General features: G+C 44.9%; 21 protein-coding genes and 2 pseudogenes. 16 read left to right on the top strand and 7 right to left on the bottom strand.

Annotation, left to right across the window (positions count from 1 at the left end; all coding sequences use genetic code 11):
• The first annotated feature begins 7 nt into the window (after positions 1-7).
• The 3 genes from ACQ86N_RS17795 (at position 8) to ACQ86N_RS17785 (ending at position 2,125) form a co-directional block, all read left to right on the top strand.
• Entirely contained in the window at positions 8-409 is a 402-nt protein-coding gene (locus ACQ86N_RS17795; RefSeq protein ID WP_431216315.1) for a hypothetical protein, read from the top strand.
• The gene (locus ACQ86N_RS17790; protein ID WP_431216314.1) at positions 321-803 is read left to right on the top strand and encodes a TlpA disulfide reductase family protein; all 483 of its coding nucleotides are present in this window, start codon (positions 321-323) and stop codon (positions 801-803) included. The genes ACQ86N_RS17795 and ACQ86N_RS17790 overlap by 89 nt, the downstream gene beginning before the upstream one ends.
• Before the next feature lie 338 nt (positions 804-1,141).
• Positions 1,142-2,125, top strand: a complete 984-nt coding sequence (locus ACQ86N_RS17785; RefSeq protein ID WP_431216313.1) for an SMP-30/gluconolactonase/LRE family protein — start codon at positions 1,142-1,144, stop codon at positions 2,123-2,125.
• A gap of 92 nt (positions 2,126-2,217) precedes the next feature.
• Here ACQ86N_RS17785 and ACQ86N_RS17780 read toward each other — a convergent pair whose 3' ends face one another.
• Together ACQ86N_RS17780 and ACQ86N_RS17775 are read right to left on the bottom strand one after the other, a co-directional pair.
• Positions 2,218-2,607, bottom strand: coding sequence for a nuclear transport factor 2 family protein (locus tag ACQ86N_RS17780; protein ID WP_431216312.1), 390 nt, complete (start codon positions 2,605-2,607; stop codon positions 2,218-2,220).
• A gap of 171 nt (positions 2,608-2,778) precedes the next feature.
• Positions 2,779-2,928 (bottom strand): hypothetical protein, encoded by a 150-nt coding sequence (locus ACQ86N_RS17775; RefSeq protein ID WP_431216311.1) that lies wholly within the window; start codon positions 2,926-2,928, stop codon positions 2,779-2,781.
• Positions 2,929-3,001: 73 nt separating this feature from the next.
• On the opposite strand from ACQ86N_RS17775, the gene ACQ86N_RS17770 reads away from it, so the two are divergent.
• Genes ACQ86N_RS17770 through ACQ86N_RS17760 form a run of 3 tightly spaced genes read left to right on the top strand, consistent with a single transcriptional unit; the run spans position 3,002 to position 4,077 of the window.
• Positions 3,002-3,433: a hypothetical protein gene (locus ACQ86N_RS17770; RefSeq protein ID WP_431216310.1), complete on the top strand. Its 432-nt coding sequence runs from the start codon at positions 3,002-3,004 to the stop codon at positions 3,431-3,433.
• Between the two features lie 5 nt (positions 3,434-3,438).
• Complete coding sequence (locus tag ACQ86N_RS17765; RefSeq protein WP_431216309.1) at positions 3,439-3,639, top strand: helix-turn-helix transcriptional regulator; 201 nt, start codon at positions 3,439-3,441, stop codon at positions 3,637-3,639.
• Between the two features lie 51 nt (positions 3,640-3,690).
• Positions 3,691-4,077 (top strand): VOC family protein, encoded by a 387-nt coding sequence (locus tag ACQ86N_RS17760; RefSeq protein WP_431216308.1) that lies wholly within the window; start codon positions 3,691-3,693, stop codon positions 4,075-4,077.
• A gap of 96 nt (positions 4,078-4,173) precedes the next feature.
• Here ACQ86N_RS17760 and ACQ86N_RS17755 read toward each other — a convergent pair whose 3' ends face one another.
• Both ACQ86N_RS17755 and ACQ86N_RS17750 read right to left on the bottom strand, forming a co-directional pair.
• Complete coding sequence (locus ACQ86N_RS17755; protein ID WP_431216307.1) at positions 4,174-6,441, bottom strand: ATP-binding cassette domain-containing protein; 2,268 nt, start codon at positions 6,439-6,441, stop codon at positions 4,174-4,176.
• A gap of 165 nt (positions 6,442-6,606) precedes the next feature.
• Complete coding sequence (locus tag ACQ86N_RS17750) at positions 6,607-6,936, bottom strand: hypothetical protein (protein WP_431216306.1); 330 nt, start codon at positions 6,934-6,936, stop codon at positions 6,607-6,609.
• Positions 6,937-7,246: 310 nt separating this feature from the next.
• Between ACQ86N_RS17750 and ACQ86N_RS17745 the strand changes: the two genes are divergently transcribed.
• The 3 genes from ACQ86N_RS17745 (at position 7,247) to ACQ86N_RS17735 (ending at position 8,977) form a co-directional block, all read left to right on the top strand.
• Positions 7,247-7,702 (top strand): hypothetical protein, encoded by a 456-nt coding sequence (locus ACQ86N_RS17745; RefSeq protein WP_431216305.1) that lies wholly within the window; start codon positions 7,247-7,249, stop codon positions 7,700-7,702.
• A 95-nt stretch (positions 7,703-7,797) separates the two neighbouring features.
• A complete protein-coding gene (locus ACQ86N_RS17740; RefSeq protein WP_431216304.1) occupies positions 7,798-8,307 on the top strand; it encodes a type IV toxin-antitoxin system AbiEi family antitoxin in 510 nt (169 codons plus the stop codon).
• Positions 8,276-8,977: a nucleotidyl transferase AbiEii/AbiGii toxin family protein gene (locus tag ACQ86N_RS17735; RefSeq protein ID WP_431216303.1), complete on the top strand. Its 702-nt coding sequence runs from the start codon at positions 8,276-8,278 to the stop codon at positions 8,975-8,977. Before ACQ86N_RS17740 ends, ACQ86N_RS17735 begins: the two co-directional genes overlap by 32 nt.
• Positions 8,978-9,396: 419 nt before the next feature.
• Here the strand turns inward: ACQ86N_RS17735 and ACQ86N_RS17730 are convergent, their stop codons facing one another.
• Positions 9,397-9,666: a hypothetical protein gene (locus tag ACQ86N_RS17730; RefSeq protein ID WP_431216302.1), complete on the bottom strand. Its 270-nt coding sequence runs from the start codon at positions 9,664-9,666 to the stop codon at positions 9,397-9,399.
• A 276-nt stretch (positions 9,667-9,942) separates the two neighbouring features.
• On the opposite strand from ACQ86N_RS17730, the pseudogene ACQ86N_RS17725 reads away from it, so the two are divergent.
• From ACQ86N_RS17725 to ACQ86N_RS17700, 6 genes and pseudogenes are all read left to right on the top strand, one after another.
• Positions 9,943-10,221 (top strand): annotated as a pseudogene (locus ACQ86N_RS17725) (condensation domain-containing protein); the annotation flags it as partial.
• A 110-nt stretch (positions 10,222-10,331) separates the two neighbouring features.
• Entirely contained in the window at positions 10,332-11,117 is a 786-nt protein-coding gene (locus ACQ86N_RS17720) for an ABC transporter permease (protein ID WP_431216301.1), read from the top strand.
• A 35-nt stretch (positions 11,118-11,152) separates the two neighbouring features.
• Complete coding sequence (locus tag ACQ86N_RS17715; protein WP_431216300.1) at positions 11,153-12,295, top strand: FtsX-like permease family protein; 1,143 nt, start codon at positions 11,153-11,155, stop codon at positions 12,293-12,295.
• Positions 12,296-12,306: 11 nt separating this feature from the next.
• Positions 12,307-12,627 (top strand): ABC transporter permease, encoded by a 321-nt coding sequence (locus ACQ86N_RS17710; RefSeq protein WP_431216299.1) that lies wholly within the window; start codon positions 12,307-12,309, stop codon positions 12,625-12,627.
• 101 nt (positions 12,628-12,728) lie between these two features.
• Positions 12,729-13,796, top strand: a complete 1,068-nt coding sequence (locus tag ACQ86N_RS17705) for an IS481 family transposase (RefSeq protein WP_431216298.1) — start codon at positions 12,729-12,731, stop codon at positions 13,794-13,796.
• 429 nt (positions 13,797-14,225) lie between these two features.
• Complete coding sequence (locus tag ACQ86N_RS17700; protein ID WP_431216297.1) at positions 14,226-14,891, top strand: hypothetical protein; 666 nt, start codon at positions 14,226-14,228, stop codon at positions 14,889-14,891.
• A 99-nt stretch (positions 14,892-14,990) separates the two neighbouring features.
• Here the strand turns inward: ACQ86N_RS17700 and ACQ86N_RS17695 are convergent, their stop codons facing one another.
• Both ACQ86N_RS17695 and ACQ86N_RS17690 read right to left on the bottom strand, forming a co-directional pair.
• A complete protein-coding gene (locus ACQ86N_RS17695) occupies positions 14,991-15,137 on the bottom strand; it encodes a DUF7660 family protein (RefSeq protein WP_431217459.1) in 147 nt (48 codons plus the stop codon).
• Complete coding sequence (locus ACQ86N_RS17690; protein ID WP_431217458.1) at positions 15,076-15,246, bottom strand: DUF7660 family protein; 171 nt, start codon at positions 15,244-15,246, stop codon at positions 15,076-15,078. Before ACQ86N_RS17690 ends, ACQ86N_RS17695 begins: the two co-directional genes overlap by 62 nt.
• Before the next feature lie 360 nt (positions 15,247-15,606).
• Between ACQ86N_RS17690 and ACQ86N_RS17685 the strand changes: the two are divergent.
• A pseudogene (locus ACQ86N_RS17685) lies at positions 15,607-16,679 on the top strand (IS3 family transposase); the annotation flags it as partial.
• Positions 16,680-16,724 lie beyond the last annotated feature (45 nt).

The raw sequence follows: 16,724 nt of genomic DNA, 5'->3' as shown, positions 1-16,724 counted from the left end.
AAAAGATATGAAACGTATAGTACTATCGGGCTTGCTGCTGCTGCCTTTAATGGGAATTTGCCAGCAGGAAGAGAAAGACGCAATGGCCGGCTATTATGATCTGAAGCAGGCCGATGTGATGGCATTTTTTTCAAAAGACAGCGTAGACAAGAGCGAGATATCGCAGGATTTGAAGGTCTTGAATACCCTGCTCAGTAAAGACATCGGGGAAAAGGCGTTGCTAAAAGAAATGGGTGCGCTGGACAGGGCCAAAGACAGCGTCGCCTTCTATAATTTAGTTACCACGAAGCCTTCTGAGCTCTACCGGAAAAAAGCGGATCATGAAGCAGGAGTTTGTCGAAGAGCATCCGGATTCGTACGTCAGCCTGTATGCATTGGAGGAAAACAATGGCATGTACAGCGCCGATAGTTATGCCGTCGCTTATGGGAAACTGAGCGATCGGCTAAAGAAGACAAATGCCGCCGAAAGTATCCGTAGCAGAATAGCAGCGTTGAAGAAATTAACTCCTGTCGGTATGGCCGCGCAAAATTTCACCCGGAAAGATCAAAACGGCAGGACCATCAGGCTGAGCGACTATAGAGGAAAACTGGTTATCCTGGATTTTTGGGGCAGCTGGTGCGGGGCTTGCCGGCAAAGTCACCCTCATCTAAAGCAGCTGTATGCCCAATATAAGGATAAGGGCTTGGAAATTATTGGCGTCGCCAATGAAAATGTTCATGGACAGAAGACGCCGCTGAGCAGGAGCAAGGCCGCCTGGCTTGCAGCTATAAAAAAGACGATATCAACTGGGTTCATGTACTGAATGATGAGGGGACGGGAGATTTGGATATTGTACAGGCCTACCAGGTTAGCGCTTACCCGACAAAATTCCTGCTGGATAGGGACGGCAAGGTATTATTACGGATCGAGGACATGCAGAATACTGAAATTGATGATCTGCTCAGGTCCATGTTAGAACAGGGGACGAAGAATTAGCCAGACGATTCGAACTTCACCCGGTGTCCCGGTTTGTGCAAAATCCATCCTGGCGGGATATTGGAAGTTTTTTTGTCAGAATCCATTTTACTTTGTATCTGCCTAAAGAGGGGCATGGGCCCCTGGACAACCGCCATTTATACTTCTAACTTAAAATTGCTTGTCATGCGAACAAAGTACTACTTTCTCCTGGGGGTAATTTGCTCCTTCGGGTGTTATTCCTGCCAAAAGGATCTGAGGAATTCGGGTCGGGATGCTGCTGAATTTCTCGCGCAACATGGGAAGGATGGATTTGATAACAAGAAGCCTAAAAGCCTCACAAACGGACCGGTGGACACCATTCAAAAGGGTTTTGGTTTCACCGAGGGCCCGGCTGTCGATCGACACGGGAATGTCTTCTTTACCGATCAGCCCAATGATAGGATTTATAAATGGAATGCGGCCACCGGTAAAGTGACGTTATTTTTACAGGGTACGGGGCGTTCGAATGGAATGGAATTCGACAGGGAGGGCAATCTCATTGCGTGTGCCGATATGCATGGGGAACTCTGGAAGATACGACCCGATGGCAGCCATACCGTACTGGTAAATAATTACAATGGCAAGCTGTTGAACGGGCCAAACGATGTGTGGATAAACCCGTGTACGGGTGGTATCTATATCACCGACCCTATATTTCCACGAGACTATTGGGACGCTTCCGATCCCCGCAAACAAGATTGGGAGCCCACGCACTCCGAGCAGGCGGCGACCGGCAAAGGGGGGCATGTGTATTATCTGGCGCCAGGCAAACACAAACTGGTCAGGGTAACTACCATGCCTGAATGGAATGCCGACACCTGGCCAAACGGTATTGTTGGAACTCCTGATGGTAAAAAGCTGTATGTGAACAATTGGACTTATGATGGTACGGGCAAGATCCAGGAATTCGATATCAATGCCGACGGCACGCTCTGCCATATCAGGACGTTTGTCAATAATTTAAATTTCTGCGATGGCATGTCGATGGATGAACTGGGAAATATCTATGTCAGCGGTGGGCCCGGGGTGAATGTCTTCGACCCGAGGGGCAACAATATCCTTACCATTAATACCGGCGGCGGCAGCAACAATGTGTTTGCGGGGAAAACAATAAATTGTTATTCATGACAGGGCCGACGGACAGGATCACTTCCGTAAAGATGAATGTGAAAGGTGTCGAAAAATTTTAGGAGCGATTAAAATTCAGTAGAGTATTTTATTTAATGAGGAAGTAGCTCTTGCCGATAGGAGACCTTATCCATGATCAGCCATTTTTCGTCCAGTTTTATCAGGTTGAACCGATCAATGAACCGAAAGCTGGCAAAGGTCAGCTGCACGTGGGCTGAGCCCGTATCGCCGTCCCACGTAAATGTAAGAAGTTCGGGTTGGCATTCCTGTATTGCTGCCCGGGCGACAAGGTCGAGGTATTGCGGTACTGTCCACTGGACCAGCTTTCCGTCTATGATGGTTCGGATGCGGGCGTCGGGGTGGAAGGCGGCACGGAGCCTTTCGATGTCTTTTACCGGACGCCCGTGGAGATAGTTGTTCAAAGTGAGGAGGATCGATTGCTTTTCATCGTCTACGCCTGCCTGGATTGTTGTAGTTGCCATGACTTTTTTGGCGCAAATCTATTGGCATTGCTGTTAGAACGCAAATGTATATTCGGTAAAACAAAATGCTCACTTAGGTGTTTAGGCTGGCGAGACCAATGGCACGGTGAGTGCCATTGGAATACCCGGAAGCCCGCGAACAGTGTGTTACGGGCTTCCGGGCGCGGAGCATTATTTAAGGATCAATACTGTTTGATAGGATACATTATTCCCGTCACTCCACACGATCTTGTACATCCCCCGATTCATATTCGTCACTTTTATTTGGACCTGCGGCGTACCTGCAGCCACCGGCACCAGCTGTACTATATTGCCCCACATATCCACAAGAAGATAAATATATTTGGCACAATGTAAAGTTTGTTTTACATTTAGTAAATTAAACTTTACAATCATGACCCGGGATATCTTATTTCCTTACTGGTGTCGTTATCTGGGTTGGGGGATGGTCATTGCCCATGTTCCTATATCAATAATGGGCAGGATGAATGGAATGATCAACCCGCTTGACAATCCTGCGGCAAGCGGCGGCCTCTTTAGCGGCGAACATCTCTTTTTTACAGGCACCACGCTGCTCATGACACTGGGCTTATTCTTTGTTGCCTTTGCCAGGGAAAGGATCGAAGACGAACAAATAGCACATATACGGCTCAATTGTCTGCGTTGGGCTATCTGTATCAATTACCTGATTTTAATCATCAGCCTTCTTTTTGTCAATGATACCGCGCATATCCTGGAGCTGAACTTATGGGTTCCGCTTATCTTTTTTATCATTCGCTTCAGGTGGGCTATATTTCGTCTGAGTCGATCGTTAAGCCGGGAGTAATAAATATGAAGAATACCATTCGCATAGAACGTGCGGTAAAAAATATAACACAAGCCGAGCTTGCCGAACAGGTCGGAGTATCCCGGCAAACTATCCATTCGATTGAAAGCAATAAATATATACCGTCAACCGTGCTGGCAATAAAAATAGCAAGGATATTCAGCAAGCCTTTGGAATCAATTTTTATATTGGAAGACGGCGATTAAAACAGTCCTGATTTTAAAACAGCGGATCGCTAAAAATGGAGGATAATCAAAATGGAATCAAAAACCAAATTTGTGCCTGTGCTATCAATTGGCAGTGGTGTAACGGATATTGAATTTTATAAGACGGCTTTGGGGGCTATCCAGTTGTGGCGGCTTGACAACCCGGATGGCTCAGTGCATGTGGCGGCATTTACTATCGACGGCGTTGTGTTTCGCCTGCATGAAGAAAGTAAAGAGGCCAGGAATTTAAGCCCGGATAAGGCAGGTTGTACCACGGTGACAATCGGCTTGAGTGTAGAGGATGTGCATGCGGTAGTTGCGAAAGCAGTGACTGCGGGGGCCATGCTGGTGTCACCTGTTACCGATTATGAGTATGGCTATCGGCAGGGGAGATCAAAGACCCGTTCGGACATCATTGGCTTATTGAAAAGGTGCTGAACGAGGAAGCTCTGGATAATTTTTTGACTAGAGTCAGGAATAATAAAGGGTATGAGTAATATCGAACCTGTTACCGCAGCTATTTAACGGAAGCAATTAAGCAAGTTTTCCCACAGCCAGGTGTCGACGCAGGTATTTCGCAGTTGCCGACTCTTTACAATCAAGCAATTGTCCGACGGTTCCTTCAAAAACGATATGGCCGCCTTCCCGTCCGGCGCCCGGGCCGATATCGATGATCCAGTCTGCCTGGGCAATAATATCCAGGTTGTGCTCGATCACAATCACCGTATTTCCATTATCAACCAGCGTGCCGATCACCTGAAGTATTTTGTCCGTATCGCTGGGATGCAGACCGGTGCTCGGTTCATCAAGCACAATGATATGCTGCGCGGGGCTATCCAGTTCTCTCGCCAGCTTAAGACGCTGCCGCTCGCCGCCGGAGAAGCTAGTCAACCGCTGTCCAAGAGAAAGATAGCTTAGCCCAAGACGATCAAGTCCCCGCAACAAACGGCAAAAAGGAAGCCCGCTGAAAAATTTGATCGCCTCTTCTACGGTCATATCGAGGATGTCTGCTATACTCGCCCCATTATACCTGTATTTTAGTACTTCCGGCCTAAACCCTGACCCATTACAAACCTCACAGATCTGTTCTACGTCATCCATAAAAGCAAGATCGAGCTTTTGTACGCCAATCCCTTTACATTCCGGACAGGCGCCATCGCTGTTGCTGCTGAACAGGTTGGGTTTGACCCGGTTTGCATCGGCAAGTAAATGACGTACATGATCCGCAATATCAAGAAAGGTCAATAGATTCGATCGTACGCTGGCGGTGAAGATCGACTGGTCGATGATCTTTACGTCCGGGTGTTGCTGCGGCAATACATGGTTGATCAGTGTGCTCTTGCCTGAACCGGCAACGCCTGTAACAACTGTCAGCACTTGCCGGGGAATGTCGACCGATATATTCTTTAAATTATGAAGATTCGCACCGGATATGTTTACATAGGTGCGGCCCGCACGTGGCTTTTCATTATATGTACGTTCGCTGCTGAAATAGGCGCCTGTCTTACCCTTCGATGTCTTAAGCCTGGTAAAGCTGCCTTCGTAGATGATCTCACCGCCGTGCCTGCCGGAAAGAGGGCCCATGTCTACCACATGATCGGCGATACGTATAATATCCGGATCGTGTTCGACAATTAGAATGGTATTCCCTTTATCACGGATCTTCTGAATGATATGTATGATATTGTCGATGTCGCCAGGATGCAGCCCGATGCTTGGTTCATCAAAAATATAAAGCAGGTCTACCAGGCTATTACCCAAATGCTTTACCATTTTTATACGCTGTGATTCACCGCCGGATAAAGTAGCGGTCGCCCGATCGAGGGTCAGGTATTTCAGACCGATAGCAATCATATTTTCCAGTTTGTTCGAAAGCTCCCTTGTGATGGTTTCATAAGCTCCCGCGTCGAGGTGGTTAACAAATTTATGCAGTTCATCCACCGGCAGACTGCAACAGTCCGCAATATTCTTCCCTTTTATTTTGCACGACAGTATGGTTTCGTTCAGGCGCGCGCCTTTGCATAAAGGACAAATGCCGGTAGTGATCACAGCGGCAATACTTTCTTTTCGCAGATCTATCTCTTTTGATTCCCTGGAAAGAAATGCTTTTTCCAGGCGCGGGATAACCCCTTCGTATAACACCGTTTTTCCCCAATGCCTGTCCGGTTTGGGAGGCTTATGCTCGGCTGCATTTAATAACAGGTCTTTTTCCCTGGCAGTATAATCCTTTAGCTTCTTATCGTTGTCAAAATAGCCTGAATGGACGTAGCGGGTCCATCGCCAGCCACCCGGCTGGAATGTAGGGAAGTTGATCGCGCCTTCGTTCAGGGATTTACTGGTATCGAGCAGCTTATCCATGTTGATCGTTTGAATGGTCCCTAATCCTTCGCACTCAGGGCACATGCCAGCCGGGTTATTGAATGAGAAGATATTGGAATAGCCCACAAATGGCTTTCCTATACGTGAAAATAATAGCCTCATTTGTGCGTAAATGTCCGTCACCGTACCTACTGTGGAGCGTGCGTTGCCACCGATGCGTTTTTGGTTGATGATGACGGGTACGTTCAGGTTCTCTATCTTCACGACGTCGGCAATACCGTAGTGCTGCAGCCTGTTACGCACAAAACTGTTTTGTGTTTCATTGATCTGGCGTTGCGCCTCTGCGCCAATGGTTTCAAAGACAAGAGATGATTTCCCTGAACCGGACACCCCGGTGAAAACATTTATTTTATTTTTGGGAATGCTTAAAGATAAGTTCTTCAGATTATTCTGATTAGCGCCTGTTACGATAATGTTTTTCATATACTGCCGGTCTTTGTTACCCGATAAGTATGGAGCACATGAAAAACCATGCCAGCGCCTGACCTCACCTAAAAAATATGAACCCAATTATCAGCGATCAAGCAGCTCCGGATACCTTTCATTCCGAATTTGGCTTCTTTTTCCATTTTTGAAATGTCAATGCCTTTAAAAAACCGTCCGGCTGAAATTCGTTTCTCCTCGATCTGGATATGCTTGGTGCCTGGTTAGCGAGGGTGTCTTTTTAATGATTTGCTCATACCCCATGGAAGTGAAATATATATTTCCGTTTCCTAGCTCGATATGCCATTTCCAGTAGGGCTCTTTGTTTGCTGGCTGAAAGGTTTCCAATCGGTAAATATCCAATATTTCAAAATCAAAGGTATTAGGCGGCTTGGAGTCCATTTGTATGCTCAGATCGGTAATATTTTTGAACACCAGCGTAGATGGTGCAATCCAAAAAGAAAATGGCGGTCCGGAGGAACGGGTTTGATCCATTGAAATATATAGTCCAGGTCGAAAACCAGCTCGGTGGAAAATGTTGTTGAATCACTGAATAATGCCATCCCATATATGGGAGAGTCATGCCAACCCATTATGTCAAAGTCAACTTCCGTCCAAATAGTTTTCTCTAGTTCGTACTCAGGGGTCATTCAGTAAAGATATTAAAGTAATAGTGCTTAAAAACATTATGATTTTGTTTATATCAACGTAAGGTATTGGCAATGAAATACAAAAAGAACGATTTAAAAATTTGTCAAGGTGTTGGAATGGGTTTGAGCAATTAGGTTTTGTTCAGTATATTTGTATGTTCATTTTAAATGAACACATTGAAATATTGAACAAAATAATGACTAAGCCAATTAAAATAGCAGATCAAGCCATCGAAAAGCTTAAAAGCTATTCGGGTCTTATGATTGAAAAAGAAAAGGGAGATTCCGGGACCGATTTTTTCGTCAACATAGACAATTGCCGCTTCCAAGCGACTGTAAAATCTGCCATTTCGAATGGTAATAAGGCATCGGCTTATTCCCGAATACCGTCGGATGTAGCGAAGGCGCAGTATCCTATACTCGTCATTTCCGGTTATATACCATCGGATATAGCAAAGGAATACGCCGATGCGGGAATCAACTATCTGGATATTGCAGGTAATTGCCATATCAGGCATAAACATTTGGCGATCATCATCGAGGGAAAAAAAGGGAAAGAATCCCAAAGGTCAATCAGTCGCGTGCGTTTCAGGAGACTGGGGTTAAGCTGATATTCCAATTGCTGAATGATCCTTCCAATTTAAATTTGCCATACCGGAAACTGGCGGAAATTACGAACGTATCCCTGGGTTCTGTAGGTAGCGTTATGCAAGAACTGACCGATCTTGGTTTTATCCTGGAGACGGGAAAGGACAGGAAACTGAGAAATATATCATTGCTGCTTGACCGCTGGGTCGCCGCCTATCACGACTCGCTAAGGCCGCGACTACTTTTGAAGAGAATGAGATTTTTAAGCTCCGATCAATATCGCGAATGGAATAGACTGCCTATGCAGGCTGCTGACGGAGTTGTTCTTTGGGGTGGAGAGCCAGCTGCCTCATTGTTGACCAATTATCTTACACCTGAAAAATTTGTTGTCTATACAAATGGGTCATGGCAGGGGCTGGTGCGGGATCTAAAAGTGGTACCCGATGATAACGGAGACATTGACGTCCTTGAAATGTTTTGGAATAATATTAACAGATATGGAGATAAAAGTATAGTTCCGCCATTGTTAATTTACGCAGATCTAATGGGTAGCAGAATAGGGAGGAACGTAGATACTGCAAAACTGATTCTGGAGAATGAATTATCAAATATCATCGGCACAGTTTGACGATCCGGACATGCCGGAGCTCTTGAGGACACTGGCCAGCTTTTTCCAAAGCCGGGAGATTGACTTTTACATTGTGGGGGCCGTAGCAAGGGACATCGTCCTGGGCATGATCAATAAAAAAAGGGTGCGGCGAAAGACAGATGACCTGGATATAGCGATAATGATTCGCGACTGGGACACCTTTGAGAGGGTTAAATCGGCGTTGTCCGGATTGCCGGAATTCACAAAGTCTTCCAGACAAAAGCAACGGTTTCACTACAAGAATCATCTCATATTAGACATCATACCTTTCGGAGAAATAGCCCGGGCCGACAGGACTATTCATTGGCCTCCCGACGAAACGCCTGTTATGTCTGTCGCCGGCTTTGTAGAAATGGCAAAGAAAGCCTTATTTGTAACTGTCGACAATGAATTCACGATTGGCGTGGCTTCCTTACCAGGGATATTTGTTTTGAAATTGGTAGCATGGCAGGACAGATGTCGGGAAACAGATAAGGATGCGCAGGATTTGGCCTTACTTATCAATGAATATTTTGATGTCAATTTTACAAAGATTGTTGAAGGGCATCCGGATATTTTTAGGGCTGACGATTTCACTACTTTACTGCTGGCGCTATCGTATTGGGACGGGATGTTCGAACGATATTGTCTGAGAATCGCGAGCTTTTAAATGAGTTGGCAAGGATTGTTGACAATGAGGTCATAAGGGGTACAGATAGTCTACTAATCGGTCAAATCCTGGAAACTCATCGATCCCTAAAATATGTAGAAGTCTATCGGGCGTTGGATTTATTTGGACAGGAAATAAAGAAATGAGACCTCTTTGAAATTGGAATGGTGTGCCACATTGCACCTCCAGTTGTGAATTGGAAAGGTTTTCTACGCTCATTTCAAAAAATTTCAGGACATGCTAAATATGGAGCTACTAACCAGACGCAGCAAAGTAATGACATGAACTTCACCATGTGCCGCCAGGAGAAAAAAGCAAATCGATCGGACAATCTATTTCATAAAGCCATTGATAGCCTGTTGCTTCCTTTATACAAAAGGGTTCGATTAAGTAAGTCATTTCTTTTTACGCAGCACCCGTCAAATAACACTCAAATCTTCCTTTTTAGCCGTTGTTATGCCCTGGTTAATGCTTAATAATTTAAGTGTGAGGTTACAATTCAATGGTTCGACGAAATTAAGTGAGGAAAGGCTGATTTCCTGTTGACGATCCAAAAGTTCTTTTTCGATTACTTCCTTTAAACTTAATGCTTGATGTTTATCGAAATCAAAAAGCCGTATCAACCCTTCGGAGACAACATTAACATATTTGCCGCCATCGGTAAGGTCATCAAGAAATTCTAATTTCATTGAATGGGTTTAAGACTTGACAGGATTTGAACGCCTAAATTTTGAATATGAAGATATTAAAAGACTTAAGGATTTCGAAGAAAAACGAAACCCGCTGCCAGAGCGGGTTTCAAAACTGCGTCGGGAAGACAGGACGCTGTAAAATACGCATTGTAGACATTGGGGTCGCCAGTTACGGCCGATCCAACTTCAGCGATCTGCCTCAGTTGGTACGGAAATTTTTATCCCCTTCATTCATGACTAAACAAGAATTTTGGCTTTCATTCGAGCACCGATAGGGAGCGCGAGATCAGTAAGTTCGACCTGAGTTTCATCTTTGTAGAGCCGGGAGAGGAATTGCGGATAGGCGTCGAATACAATAGTGATATTTATGACAGGGATACGGTAGAGCGCATGGGGGATCATCTGGCGGGTCTGCTGGGAGCGATCGTGGAGTGTCCGGACAAGCCGATCGGGGAACTGGAGTACCTGAGTGCGGCCGAGCGGCATCAACTGCTGACAACGTTCGATGCCAGGCATGCCTCTAAAGCCGGCACTGGTAATTTATTTGGTTAATTAGGCATTTTGACTTATTTTCTCCGTAAACCATTTAATCTCCTATGATCTTCAGGAACTATATAAAAATAGCGATCAGAAGTTTTATAAAGAACAGGCCTTATAGTTTCATGAGCCTGGGCGGTCTTTCGATTGGTATGGCCGTCGCGATTTTGATAGGGTTATGGGTTTGGGACGAGATCTCATTCGATAATTATTTTACCGATCATAAGCGTTTAACCTCCATATTGTCGACTACGACCTTTTACGGCGTGACCGGCTCCGCATCGAATACCGCCGTGCCTGTCGCAGCTGAATTGCGTACAAAATATCCGAATGATCTCAGAAGTGTGGCAATTTGTTCGGAGCCCAATGATCACAAGATCTCGATAAAGGATAAAGCGGTATTGGCTTCGGGGAATTGGGTGCAGGAAGAATTCCCGGAGATGTTCACATTAAAGATGGTGCAAGGCGATCGACATGCATTGAATGACCCATCCGCCATACTGATAACACAGTCTCTTGCCAGATCGCTTTTTGGAGACTCGGATCCCATTGAAAAGATAGTAACGGTAGATGACGATATCCAGCTCAAGGTCAAAGGCGTATTTGAGGATCTGCCGGCAAACACCACTTTGTCCGATATAAAGTTACTTCTGCCGTGGAATAACGAAAGCAATGCAAATAAACAAAATGACAATTGGAACAACCATCACTTTCAAGTATATGTACAGGTAAGGGACCCGGCCGACATTGAGAACATAAACAAAAAAATAAAAAATCTTACGCAGCCACATCTCGAAAGAAAGGAGGAGATCGCTTTATATCCCATGGATAAGTGGCATTTATATAATGAGTTCAGCAATGGGAAGATCTCGGGGGCCGGATACAGATCGTTTGGCTATTCGGCGTTATAGGCATTTTTGTTCTCGTTCTGGCTTGTATCAATTTTATGAACTTAAGTACGGCGCGAAGTGAAAGGCGGGCAAAGGAAGTTGGTATAAGGAAGGCGATCGGATCTTCCCGAAGCCAGATAACGTTCCAGATGCTCGGCGAGTCGGTCGCCACTGCATTTTTTGCTTTCCTTTTTGCAATTTTGATCGACCTGGTCTTATTGCCTTATTTTAATACATTGGCAAATAAATCGATAGAATTTCCCTGGGGCAATGTAGTCTTCTGGCTGTTGGGATTGGTCTTTATCTTTTTGACCGGCATAATTGCGGGCACTTATCCGGCCTTTTATTTGTCAGGGTTTAAGCCGATAAAAGTTCTGAAAGGGATTTCCAGTAGTGGCAATTCTTCTTCTGCACCAAGAAAAATTCTGGTCGTTTTCCAGTTTGCGGTGTCGGTTGGGCTTATAATCGGAACAATCATCGTTTTCCGCCAGGTGCGGTTTACCAAAAACAGGCCGGCCGGCTATGATTTTAACGGACTAATTACCCTGAATATACATTCGGAATCGCTGGTCACGCATTTTGATGCCTTGAGGAAGGATCTTATAGGAACCGGAATGGTTGAGGAGTTGGCAGAGTCGTCCAGTCCATCCACTGACGTGCGGAACCATTATATAAGGTTTAATTGGCGGGGTAAGGATCCGAATGAGGTACCGGTATTGGGGGTGATTTTTGTGACACCTGAGTTTGGAAAGACGATGAAATGGGAATTAAAAAATGGCAGGGATTTTTCCCGGGATTTCCCGTCTAATTCGGATGCGATAATTTTAAACGAATCCGCAGTTGCGCTAACTGGATTGAAAAGCCCAATTGGTGACCGGATCGAGATGAGCGGAATGAACAAAACGATAATTGGAGTGATCAAAGACATGGTAATGGAATCTCCCTACCAGAAACCATCGCCTACCTTGTTCATTTTAGATTCCGGGGAGCTGAAATATATAACAATAAGAATAAGCCGGAATTTCCCGGTGAGCCAATCGATAGCCAGGATCAGGGAGGTCTTTAAGACCTATGATCCCGGCAGTCCATTCGACTTTGCCTTTGTGGATCAGGAATTTGGAAAGAAATTCCCGGATGAGGAACGCATTGGCCGTCTTGCGTTTTTTTTACGGTCTTTGCCATTTTTATTTCCTGTATAGGATTGTTTGGATTGGCTTCATATGTTGCACAGCAACGTACAAAGGAGATCGGGGTGCGGAAAGTGTTGGGAGCTTCTACCATCAATCTATGGGCGCACCTGACAAAGGATTTTTTATTGCTGGTTATTTTATCATGTGTTATCGCCACCCCGATAGCCTGGTATTTTCTTGATAAATGGTTAAGCCAATTTGTTTTCCGCACGAAGATCTCTTGGCTTCTTTTCATCGGCGCCAGCCTGGGCACACTTGTAATTGCATTCCTCACGGTGAGTTATCATACCTTTCGGGCGGCTTCTGCAGCGCCGGCAAAGAGTTTAAGAAGCGAAGGGTGACACGAACAAAGGAGTAAAGTGTAGAAGTTAAGATTTGATCTGACAATAGGGGTTAACTTTAAGTTACCACACTATCAGTCAACCCCCAAAAATGTCAGATCATGAATCAAGAATCTAAGTTAATCAAATCCAAGTTAGGACTGCTCAATTTGGCAGAGCATTTAGGCAATGTCTCCCAGGCATGCAGAGTGATCGGCTACAGCCGAGATAGCTTTTACAGGATCAAAGAATTGTACGAAACGGGTGGAGAGGCTGCTCTCCAGGAAGTCAGCAGGAGAAAGCCATTGCTGAAGAATAGAGTCGAACCGACAGTCGAAGAGGCTGTTGTGAAAATGGCTCTTGACTATCCCGCCTACGGCCAATCCCGGGCCTGCAACGAGCTCCGTAAGCAGGGAATCTTTATCTCCGCTGGCGGTGTCCGCAGCGTTTGGCAGCGGCACGACCTGGAGATCTTCGACAAGCGGCTAAAGCGTTTAGAGGCTCGCGTAGCGGAGGAAGGGCTTATCCTCACCGAAGCCCAGATGATGGCCCTGGAGCGGAAAAAGGAGCGCCGGGAATCGTTTGGCGAGATAGAGACAGAACATCCCGGATATCTCGGTTCCCAGGATACCTACTATGTCGGCAATATCAAGGGCGTCGGCCGTATTTACCAGCAGACCTTTATCGACACTTACAGCCGGGTGGCCTTCGCCAAGCTCTATGAGACCAAGCATGCCATTACTTCGGCAGATATTCTGAATGACCGGGTCCTGCCGTTCTTTGAGGAGCATCAAATACCCTTGCTCCGGATCCTGACCGATCGGGGTACCGAGTACAAGGGTAAGCCTGAGCATCACGAATACGAGCTGTATCTGGCGATTGAAGGGATTGAGCATAGCAAAACCCAGGTCCGCCATCCACAAACCAACGGTATTTGTGAGCGACTGCACCGGACCATGCAGGAAGAGTTTTATGCAATAGCTTTCCGAAAGAAGTTATACAACAGCCTGGCGGCCTTGCAAGACGATCTTGACCAATGGATGGATTTCTACAACAATCAGCGCCCGCACAGCGGAAAGTATTGTTTCGGCAAAACGCCCATGGAAACTTTTGACGAATCTGTTACCTTAGCGAGACAGAAGATGCTGGATCATCTCCCCCAGCAGCTTAAATATATCCTGACCCTATAAAACTAAAAATCCCTCGTTGTCAGATCAAATAGTGACTATTACAAGTAAAGACAGGCAGGCAGTGCATGTTGTACACAGCGTTGATACCTTTCGTTGCAAAATGATATGGAATTGAAAGAAAAAGCCCGTAACATCAGAGTGTTACGGGCTTCCGTCTTAAGATAGCTTTAGACTCATTGTCGCCCTGGCTGTACGATTTTCGAACCAATTCATCCCCGATTTGAGGCGTTTAGCCAATCTAGCGGTCTGAAAACGAATGTTTTGGGTCGCATTTTATTTCACTCACAAACCGACTACCCACTTTGAACAATTTTTTAATATCTTAAGAGTTAGAAATTCCGACGAGGCCGAAAAAGGGTTAAAAGACTTATTAAATTTTCAATCTGCGCACTTTGGCTGCACACTGGTAGTTGTACATTTAAAATTAATATGGATCAATTGACAATAAAAATAGATGCAGAACTGCTTTCACAACTTCTTCGAATTACATTTGAGAAATTGCCTGATGCTTATTTGAAAGCGCTTAAAGAATTTCTGAAATCACGCAGCAAATCATATTTCCGGGAATCTCTTATTAGTCAATGGATTTCCATACCTACAGGTTCGTCCGTGATTTTTCGTGACTTGGGGCAAGCTATGCGTTTCGCAAAAATCTTTGTTGAAACAATATTTGGGACTTCTACTGAAATACAGATCTATATAAATCGACATGGTATTTTTGGTCTGAAGATAAAGAATAATCTAGAGGACCTGATCTTTGATACCATTGATACTGACCATTTCATTCTGGAGAGTCTTCCAATTTCGAAATTCTATATTGAAGATGTGGACATGGAAGGTTTCCTAAACGAATTTCAAGACATTGATGATTTTTTAGATAATGAATTTTCAAGTGAAAAATTCAACGTAAACGGTGTCGACTATTTCAGCATTATCTGTTTAAGCGATAAGAGTAGTATTGTCGTCGACAATAAAAAGAAAGTATATGTACTAAACAAGGATTCAGGCCAGATCAAATTATTATCCTCATCCCCTATTGATTTCATAAATAGCTTTAAGAAACAAAAAATTGATTGGCTCGGTAATATTCGATAGAAAACTTCCCAGTAGCATGAACGTTGGGCAGAAATGTTTTATAAATGAAGGAGCAAGAACCCTTGGATACGGAGAAATTCTGGCGATATAAACATCATACTATTCATAAATCCTAGCACCCAAGAAAATATCAGCAAAAACTTTCCATGAAGGAATGTCGGCGTCAACTTCCTGGTTTGTATTGTCATAATATTCTTGAATATCCTCTGTATAACGAACCATTGCTTCGAGAAAAAGAGTCCAAATTTCTGTTTTCCCATTGGGCGCTGTTTTGCAGATAGTCCTTATGAAGAAGAGACAAGAATTGAATAAAAGACCCTCGATCTACGACCTGTACTTCATTAACCTCTTTTATCCATATAGCTTTAATGTTGATGATTGATGCTATTATCGATGAAACTTCGAAGGATTCGAACCGCTATGACTTTGGATATGAAGATATTAAAAGAGAGTCGATTTGGTGCAAAAAATGAAACCCGCTACCAGAGCGGGTTTCAAAAATCGGTCGGGAAGACAGGACGCTGTCAAATACGTTAATCTTTTATATTTCAACAAGTTGCGGCTGATGGCTCATATTGTTCACCTCCTAGTTCGCAATTTTTGAAAGAGCTAGTTTACCTTTAAAGATACTAAAGAGAAACAATCTGTACTGAAGGCTTCCCCCAAAACTGTAGCGATGTAATTTGAAAATTAATCGCTAAAATTGGGAAGCAAAATGAAAAAGACAAAGTTTACGGAGAGCCAGATAATTGGCATTTTAAAGGAACAAGAATCGGGCAAGTCGGTGGCTGATATCTGCCGGAGCCATGGGATCAGCCAGGGCAGCTTTTATGGATGGAAGACCAAGTATTCGGGCCTGGAGATCAACCAGGTTAAGCGGATGAAGGAGCTTGAGTCCGAACTGGCTCAATACAAGAAGATCGTTGCCGAGCAGACATTGCATATTACGGTACTCAAAGATGTGATCGAAAAAAAGCTCTAGGGCCTGCTGAAAAGCGAGAACTGATCACTTATGTCCACGAGGAACACAAGATCAGCATTCGGCAGGCCTGTAAGCTCTTTGGCACGCACTGTTCAATGTATTATTATAAGGCACATTTCCGTGATGACGAACCGATCCGGCAAGCGCTGTCGACGATGGCTATCCAGCACAACCGTTGGGGCTTTTGGATGATGTTCGAGCGCCTGCGGTTGCTGGAGTATAAAGACAATCACAAACGTGTCTATCGGATCTATACCGATATGAAGCTGAACTTGCGTCGGAAGCACAAAAAACGGCTGCCGGCGAGGATTTTAGAGCCACTCGCCCAACCGATCCGGCCTAACCTCCATTGGTCAATGGATTTTATGCACGACGGATTGATTGGCGGAAGGCCATTCCGGTCCTTCAACGTGATCGACGAATTTAACCGGGAGGCCTTGAACATTACTCTGGATACCAGTCTGCCGGGTCCCCGGATCATCCGTGAGCTGGACAACGTGATCGAATGGAGAGGTAAACCCAAATGGATCAGGTGTGATAACGGCCCGGAATATGTATCGCAGGCATTACATGATTGGGCGAATGCCAACGGTATCGGGCTGATCTTTATACAGAAGGGAAAGCCGCATCAAAATGGCTACGTAGAAAGGTTCAACCGAACTTACCGGGAAGAAGTACTTGATAACTATGCTTTTGATACTCTGGCCCAGGCAAGACTAATAACGCAAGCCTGGATCTGGATATATAACAACGAACGACCTCATAGCTCTCTCGGATATAAAACACCCAGGGGGTTCCTGTTGAAATATGGTAAATGCCCAAACGCACAAGACCCGGACGTCGCATTTCCC

This window comes from Puia sp. P3 (assembly GCF_050632245.1).
Taxonomy (GTDB): Bacteria; Bacteroidota; Bacteroidia; order Chitinophagales; family Chitinophagaceae; genus Puia.
The sequence above is the reverse complement of the archived record's forward strand: the minus strand, read 5'-3'. Positions and strand labels throughout refer to the sequence as shown.

Bases quoted from the DNA above. Each gene is read 5' to 3' on its own strand.
- ACQ86N_RS17795 (WP_431216315.1), top strand. From the start codon at position 8: ATGAAACGTATAGTACTATCGGGCTTGCTGCTGCTGCCTTTAATGGGA.
- ACQ86N_RS17790 (WP_431216314.1), top strand. From the start codon at position 321: ATGAAGCAGGAGTTTGTCGAAGAGCATCCGGATTCGTACGTCAGCCTG.
- ACQ86N_RS17785 (WP_431216313.1), top strand. From the start codon at position 1,142: ATGCGAACAAAGTACTACTTTCTCCTGGGGGTAATTTGCTCCTTCGGG.
- ACQ86N_RS17780 (WP_431216312.1), bottom strand. From the start codon at position 2,607: ATGGCAACTACAACAATCCAGGCAGGCGTAGACGATGAAAAGCAATCG.
- ACQ86N_RS17775 (WP_431216311.1), bottom strand. From the start codon at position 2,928: ATGTGGGGCAATATAGTACAGCTGGTGCCGGTGGCTGCAGGTACGCCG.
- ACQ86N_RS17770 (WP_431216310.1), top strand. From the start codon at position 3,002: ATGACCCGGGATATCTTATTTCCTTACTGGTGTCGTTATCTGGGTTGG.
- ACQ86N_RS17765 (WP_431216309.1), top strand. From the start codon at position 3,439: ATGAAGAATACCATTCGCATAGAACGTGCGGTAAAAAATATAACACAA.
- ACQ86N_RS17760 (WP_431216308.1), top strand. From the start codon at position 3,691: ATGGAATCAAAAACCAAATTTGTGCCTGTGCTATCAATTGGCAGTGGT.
- ACQ86N_RS17755 (WP_431216307.1), bottom strand. From the start codon at position 6,441: ATGAAAAACATTATCGTAACAGGCGCTAATCAGAATAATCTGAAGAAC.
- ACQ86N_RS17750 (WP_431216306.1), bottom strand. From the start codon at position 6,936: ATGGATCAAACCCGTTCCTCCGGACCGCCATTTTCTTTTTGGATTGCA.
- ACQ86N_RS17745 (WP_431216305.1), top strand. From the start codon at position 7,247: ATGTTCATTTTAAATGAACACATTGAAATATTGAACAAAATAATGACT.
- ACQ86N_RS17740 (WP_431216304.1), top strand. From the start codon at position 7,798: ATGCAAGAACTGACCGATCTTGGTTTTATCCTGGAGACGGGAAAGGAC.
- ACQ86N_RS17735 (WP_431216303.1), top strand. From the start codon at position 8,276: ATGAATTATCAAATATCATCGGCACAGTTTGACGATCCGGACATGCCG.
- ACQ86N_RS17730 (WP_431216302.1), bottom strand. From the start codon at position 9,666: ATGAAATTAGAATTTCTTGATGACCTTACCGATGGCGGCAAATATGTT.
- ACQ86N_RS17720 (WP_431216301.1), top strand. From the start codon at position 10,332: ATGAGCCTGGGCGGTCTTTCGATTGGTATGGCCGTCGCGATTTTGATA.
- ACQ86N_RS17715 (WP_431216300.1), top strand. From the start codon at position 11,153: ATGAACTTAAGTACGGCGCGAAGTGAAAGGCGGGCAAAGGAAGTTGGT.
- ACQ86N_RS17705 (WP_431216298.1), top strand. From the start codon at position 12,729: ATGAATCAAGAATCTAAGTTAATCAAATCCAAGTTAGGACTGCTCAAT.
- ACQ86N_RS17700 (WP_431216297.1), top strand. From the start codon at position 14,226: ATGGATCAATTGACAATAAAAATAGATGCAGAACTGCTTTCACAACTT.